Origin of the sequence: Aeromonas sp. QDB62, from assembly GCF_027705695.1 — a bacterium.
In the GTDB taxonomy this organism is placed as follows: domain Bacteria; phylum Pseudomonadota; class Gammaproteobacteria; order Enterobacterales; family Aeromonadaceae; genus Aeromonas; species Aeromonas allosaccharophila.
In genome coordinates, this window is record NZ_JAPDCD010000089.1 from 1 (window position 1) to 6,062 (window position 6,062).

Sequence of the window (6,062 nt, forward strand, 5' to 3'; positions counted from 1 at the left end):
GATCCCCCAAGTTGAACGCTGTCAGCCTAAGTATGAAACTGACCGCGCAGGGAGGGGGCGTCCATCACATCACTACACGCTGTTCTTTGTTAAAGTCAAAGCTGCCGCCCGAAGCAGGCTGACAGAGCCGGTAGGGTTTCTGCCGCCAGTTGTAGTTATGCCATGCCAAGGCACTGCACAGCAGCGTCAACTCACCATCGGTGGCAGGGCGCAACTGCTGCTCGCAGCGCGCTTTTAGCAGATCCCAGAGCTGCCTGATTGTGTCGAGCTGCGAGAGCACGGCGACGCAGCGCACAAGATCGGCACTCCCATCCCCCCCCATGCCATCGAGCCCCAGATCGGTGGCCAGGCTGACATCCTGACAGAGCAACGTGACTACGGGAGATTGCCCCGATTGGCGCAGCGCATCCAGCTCGGCATGATGGCGTTGTTGTTGCTTTTCCAATTGCTGCAAGCGTGATATTGCTGCGCTTAGATCGGTTTGTGCCTTATGGTGTAAGGCTTGCTCTTGCTGCAGCGCCTGCTCTAGCCGCTGGCATTGCTGCTGCGAGTGCAACAGGTGGCTGGTAGCGTCACTGAGTTTGTTTTCGAGCTGGGCTCGCAAGTCACGTTCCTGTTGCAACAGTGCCGCCAACTCATCCCGTTGATCCGGATTAACCGATGCAGCTTCTTGAGCCAGGGGCAGGGTTCCATCGCTATAAGCGGTTGATACAGGCTGCATGACGTTCGTTTGCACAGGATCCTCAACTGTAGCCAACTGACGGATCAGTTGTTGCAGTGGCGCAAAATGCTGCAGCAACAAATGCAAATCGCTTGGGAAAAAACCGCCAAGCTTCCCCTTGGATTCGGCCTCCCACTCTTTGGCTAATTCATCCAGCCGTTTTTGTTGTTTGCCAGACAACCCCGGTTTAGCCACGGGATTAAGCTCCTGCATTGAATACCTCACTCTCCAGTTCAAGCACCCATTCTTGCATCTGTGGGCGAGGCTTCAAAAGTTGCCTCTGTGGCAGCTCAGCCATAAACGCAACAATCTGCGCCTGCTGTTCACGAGGAAGCGCCCTTAATTTGCGTTGCAGCACAAAAAGGCTCTCTTCACTGGGTTCCGGATAAGGGTTGGGTAGTGCATAAGGCTCTATGCGTCCGGTCAACAGGGCCAGATCCCGGCCATTGAGCACACTAAACACCCGAGGGAAAAGCGCTGGTAGAAAGGTGATCAAACGCTCAGCATCGACGGTTCGTAATGCAGCTATCTGTCTTCTCAGTTTTTCGTTCTCTCGCTCCAGGCTCTGCCGCTCCTGCTGCATTTGCTCACTCAGTGACTCATGCTGATGACGAGTGGCCTCCTGCAGACGCTCACGCTCGCTAATATCATCTGCCGCCAGCAACATGGGCAACAACTGCTCTGCAATCCAGTCACGAGGTGGTAAAGCAGTTTCAAGCAGGCTTATAGCAAAACGTTCCCGCAACTTGTCATAAGAGACGATCTGCCAGTTACGCCCTTTGAACCGAGCAACCAATTGAGGCAAAGCCTCCTCCAGCATTGGCTGGCTGGCTGCATCATAGACCAGCAGCAGGGGGAGTTGGCACCCGACCCGTTCATCCAAGTCGGCGAGTGACTGAGGCACACTGCTGGCCCGGGCATTGGTTGGTAGCCAGTTGCTCTCCCCTTCAATCGGTAGATCGTGCACTGGCTCTTGCGGTACAGCCTGCCAAGCCGCCAAATGATGTTGCAACATCAGCACCACCAAGGTGCCGGAATGGGGAGAACTATTTGACGTCATGCTTGCTATTTCCAATGGTAGGGAAAGAGGATAAGTCACGCTCCTCTTCCTGTTCGATGCCCGCTTCGAGATCAAAGGCTTTCAAACGGGCGACAGTCTCATCAAAGTCAGTAAACAGAGACTTCTCTTGGGTAATCGGTGGCGTATCGACCTGACTTGGCGAGACAGATACAGTCCCTATAGAGGAGAAAAAACCCATCATTAGCTCCCTACTTTTCGTTTGTTTGTGCCACTTGCGCCTGAATATCTCTCCAGCCATCACAGGCTTTGTCGAGGGCTTGGAACAGCGCGGGCTTATCTTCAATACTGCTGGCAGTTGCCAGTGAAGTTTCGAAACGATGACCATCACCTACGCTGAGACGCCGTTCCAGATAGGCGAAGATATCCCCGCTGAATTTACCTTCACTTACCAGATCACCCACTCGTGCAGCGGTAAAATAATCGGGATTGGAAAGCGGCAGTAACCAGATGCCATTGAGAGCACCCGGTTCCTGCTCAAACTTTTTCTCCAGCGCAACAGTGCCCACCCCGATGCCCGCAGACAATTTTTCTGCACGGCTACGCTTTTCCGCTTTATCCGGATCCAGTTCAAAGCTACGCAGAGCAGCAACATAGTCATCGAAGTCATCGAATTTATCGGCCGTAATGCCTTGCTCAGCCGCCTGTAAGGCTCTTTCTCCGTGATCCTCGATATCCTCGTCAGGCTTGAGGATACCCAACCCCTTGAGCAGGGCATTGGCAAACTGACCAAGAGCCTCGCCCAATTTGGGCAAGGCGGTGCTGATAGCACCGATCACTGCGCTTATACCGTTGGCAAACGAGGAGAGCGCACTGCCCAGGCTGCTGACCACAGAGACACACGCACTCACAGCGCCACATACAAAACTCATTAATCCCATACAATTTTCCTTTTAAGGCTGATTACTGATAGAAGCGAAGTACATCAAGCACCTTGATCAACAGGCGCGAAGAGGTTTTGTTCAGCTGGGTCACAAACTCATCCGCATTGCTTTTGGCAAGCAGTGCAAACAATTCATCAAGCGCATCGCACCAGAGTGGCATTTCAGCAAGAGGGAAAGGCCAAGGCATCTCGATCTTGGCGTTAGTGCGGACAAGGGGATTGGCGTCTCGCATCACCGCCAACATCATGGCGGTCAATGGTTGACCGGGTTTGGTGCAATCACTCCACGCTAGCCATTGGCTGTCGCTAACTGGGCGGTGGATGGCAATGGGTTGCCAACGTTCGAGCCACTGCTTAAAAGCCTTGGCCTTATATTGCTTATGAAGAGGAGTCGTTTTTATATCCGAGCCCGACTTAGGATTCAAAGAAAGCAGCAACTGGAACGCCTTGCGCGTTGAGCGGACAAAGTCGGCAAAGAGCGCCTTATCTTCGTCACGGTTCAGCCAACCAAGGAGTGTCAGGCTGGGGTAATATCTGGCACGTTCACGCCACAACAGATCGATAGCAAGTGCTTCAACATCCTCATCAGAGAGGATCTGTCCGTCAGTCTGAGCCAGATCGGCACGGATCGCCGCATGGGTAGGGCCATGCCAGCCACCGCAGAAAATAACGGCTTCACCAGTGGCAAGGTTAGGCAAATAGTCGCGCTGATCATCATCCATCATCATCGCCTCACCCATGGCACGGCGATCGTCTTCAGCAAACAAGCGATGGACGATCTTGGTGTGGGTGTTTTTGATGACATCAGGCACCAGCTTGGCCGGGATCTGATCCGCGATGATCAAGCCTTCACCATATTTACGCACTTCAGCCAACAGGTCGGAGAATGCATCGACCGCCATGGCGCGAGCCTTATCACCAGGCTCCGGACGCGATAACAAACGGTGCGCCTCTTCGACCAGCGTCAGGTGGCGGAAGGCGCTATTTTTACCATGCCGATAGCGGATTGCCTCGCTGATGGACCCGAGCAACAGAGCCATCATCAGCGCCTTACCCTCACCATCTTTAATCTCCTCCAGCTCGACCACTACGTTACGGGTCAACAAGGCATCAAAATCGAGGGATTGCGGCACGTCGAGAATATCGCCCAACACACCATGGGTCAGACTGGTCAGCCGTGACACCAGCGAGCCGCGATACTTCTCTTCAAACTCTTTGCCCATCCCCTGTTCCGGGATCAACGTATCAAGTTGACGGATCATGTCACTCATGGTCGGCCAGGCACGCAGCGCGGGTTCGAACGGATCATCACCCAACAAGCAACTGTTATCAGACAGGTCCCATCCTTTTTCCTCGTAGGCTCGCAAGATGGCTTGTTCGACCAGATAGGGCATGGAAGCCTCCATCGGGAAGACGGCGGCAAACACGTTGCGCAGAAACGAGGCATGGCTCTTGATTTTCTGTTTCGGGTGAACCAGTGCAAAAGGGTTGAGCCGCAGACAGCGGTGATCATCCCCATTGGGACGGTAGTAATCGACCTGGCCTGGTATGTGTTGATGCAGGGCCCGGTATTCGGTCTTGGCGGGTTCGATCACCAAGAAGGGCAGGGCTGACTCGATCAGCAGGTTTAAACAGGTGGTGGTTTTACCAGCGCCCGTCACCCCAGTCACAAAGATATGCTTGTTAAAATCGGCCTTGTTCAGGCTTACCCGATTGGTCCGTTGCCTACGTCCTCTGTCAATAACTTCACCCAAGTCGAGAGCATCATTGGTGTTGATACGAGGCAGATCAACAATAAATTCTACCGTCTTGCGCCGACGCAGACCGGGTAACTCATGACGTGGCAGCCCGGCGATAAGAGCCAGTTCATCGGTAGTCAGCAGGTTGCCAAACGGTGTTAACTTGCTACTGGTGACGCTGTGAAAAAGCGCAGCTTTGGGATCAATAGACTCAGCCAGATGGGGTAATTGCAGCATCTGTGCAGCACTGACCAGTTTCAGATCGACCACCTCAAGCGGGCTGACGGTGATTTCGCCTCCCTGATAGGTCGCACACAGCGTGTTTTTGAGACGACGATAGGTCGACGCCGTATCGGCTGCCACATAGATGGCTGAACCAAACAGTCCCTTGGTCACCCCTCTTTGCAAACGGGGGATCAGCAATTTCTCGATATGATCCAGCAGATGTTGAGCACGCTTGTCGGTGATCTCTTTAGTCATTCCCAGATTGTTGCCCGAAGAGTGATTCAGGTTGTGCGACTCATTTTTGTTGGTGGAAGAACTGGTGCCAGTTGTCTTGGCAACGCTAACATTATTATTCCAATTCTTGCCTTGAGAAGTGCTGCTATTAGTTCCTGATGAACTGGAGGAAGAGCTCGTACCGCGGTTTTGACCATGGGTGTTCGTATCAGACGCCCCCTCACTTTTACCTCGAGTATCGGAGCGACCCTCATTGCGGCCCTGAGTAGTGCCCTCACTAACACTAACCCCTTTCTGTTCGCTGTTATTGCTACCGGCTTGAACGCTGGTCTTGACTAACAAGGCCAGTTCGCTGGCCAGATCATAAGCGCCATCCAAATAGGAACGAGCCATATCTCGGGTCAATGGCTGAGTGACGACCGCCATCTGCCATCGAGCCGAGTTCTGAGTGCCAGAACTGCTACCGACCAGCAAAGTGCGAACCAGTCGTTCGATACCTTGGAAATCTTCTTCTTGCTTATCCTGTTCTTCAGATTGTCCAGTGGGAATACCGAGTACAACCCCTTGGTAACGACTCTGTTGCAGATGTTCAAGAATGGCCTCGTGACTATCCAGCGCGGAGAGGTTGATACCTGGCAATTGCCCCTCCAGCGCGCCTCTGAGGTTCTTTAGCGCCTCATGACCGTCGGCGTCCTGCTGTAACTGGCTGATACCAAAATAGAGCGACACCCCTTCCAAACCACAATCGAGCAGATAAATAAACTGAACCCCCTGCTCAAACTCAAGGGTCGCATAAACGTTGGCCAACGCATTGCGATAAGCGCAGGTCTTCTCGTCATTGATCTCCTCAACCCTCATCAAGCGGAGATTAGGAAGCAAGAGCGGGATGTGTGCCAAGGCAGGAACAGATAACGACTTGATGTTCTGCAATAAATCACTACCAACACCGAGAATAACATCCGTCATTTTCATCATGGTCTCTTGAGACATACGATTACCTTTTTTGAAACATCAGACAGATAAATCTGCGAAAGAGCGTCGTCATGAATGAGTCACTCACGAACAAGCACTTGTCGCTATAACTTTCTGACAGCAAGACGAGCACCTAAATAGCTGTTCCGAATAGTAGATCACTGGAGGAAGGGAACTCAGTCCAGTTTGTGCGATCTCATTAGTCGCCAA

5 protein-coding genes are annotated in these 6,062 nt (G+C 52.8%); all 5 read right to left on the reverse strand.

Translation table 11 applies throughout. The features are described from left to right. Window positions 1-64 precede the first annotated feature (64 nt). The 5 genes from OKC27_RS22310 to OKC27_RS22330 are packed head-to-tail and all read right to left on the reverse strand — an operon-like array spanning window position 65 to window position 5,870. Entirely contained in the window at window positions 65-934 is an 870-nt protein-coding gene (locus OKC27_RS22310) for a hypothetical protein (protein ID WP_270806720.1), read from the reverse strand. Further along, window positions 921-1,781, reverse strand: a complete 861-nt coding sequence (locus OKC27_RS22315; protein WP_182970968.1) for a hypothetical protein — start codon at window positions 1,779-1,781, stop codon at window positions 921-923. Before OKC27_RS22315 ends, OKC27_RS22310 begins: the two co-directional genes overlap by 14 nt. Continuing rightward, complete coding sequence (locus tag OKC27_RS22320; RefSeq protein ID WP_182970967.1) at window positions 1,768-1,980, reverse strand: hypothetical protein; 213 nt, start codon at window positions 1,978-1,980, stop codon at window positions 1,768-1,770. Before OKC27_RS22320 ends, OKC27_RS22315 begins: the two co-directional genes overlap by 14 nt. A gap of 10 nt (window positions 1,981-1,990) precedes the next feature. Then, on the reverse strand, window positions 1,991-2,680 hold the full coding sequence (locus OKC27_RS22325; protein ID WP_182970966.1) for a hypothetical protein: 690 nt from the start codon (window positions 2,678-2,680) through the stop codon (window positions 1,991-1,993). Window positions 2,681-2,702: 22 nt separating this feature from the next. Further along, window positions 2,703-5,870, reverse strand: a complete 3,168-nt coding sequence (locus OKC27_RS22330) for an ATP-binding protein (RefSeq protein ID WP_182970965.1) — start codon at window positions 5,868-5,870, stop codon at window positions 2,703-2,705. Between the last annotated feature and the right edge of the window lie 192 nt (window positions 5,871-6,062).

Excerpts from the sequence above, each read along its gene's own strand:
- OKC27_RS22310 (WP_270806720.1), bottom strand. The coding sequence starts at position 934 with ATGCAGGAGCTTAATCCCGTGGCTAAACCGGGGTTGTCTGGCAAACAA.
- OKC27_RS22320 (WP_182970967.1), bottom strand. The coding sequence starts at position 1,980 with ATGGGTTTTTTCTCCTCTATAGGGACTGTATCTGTCTCGCCAAGTCAG.
- OKC27_RS22330 (WP_182970965.1), bottom strand. The coding sequence starts at position 5,870 with ATGTCTCAAGAGACCATGATGAAAATGACGGATGTTATTCTCGGTGTT.
- OKC27_RS22325 (WP_182970966.1), bottom strand. The coding sequence starts at position 2,680 with ATGGGATTAATGAGTTTTGTATGTGGCGCTGTGAGTGCGTGTGTCTCT.
- OKC27_RS22315 (WP_182970968.1), bottom strand. The coding sequence starts at position 1,781 with ATGACGTCAAATAGTTCTCCCCATTCCGGCACCTTGGTGGTGCTGATG.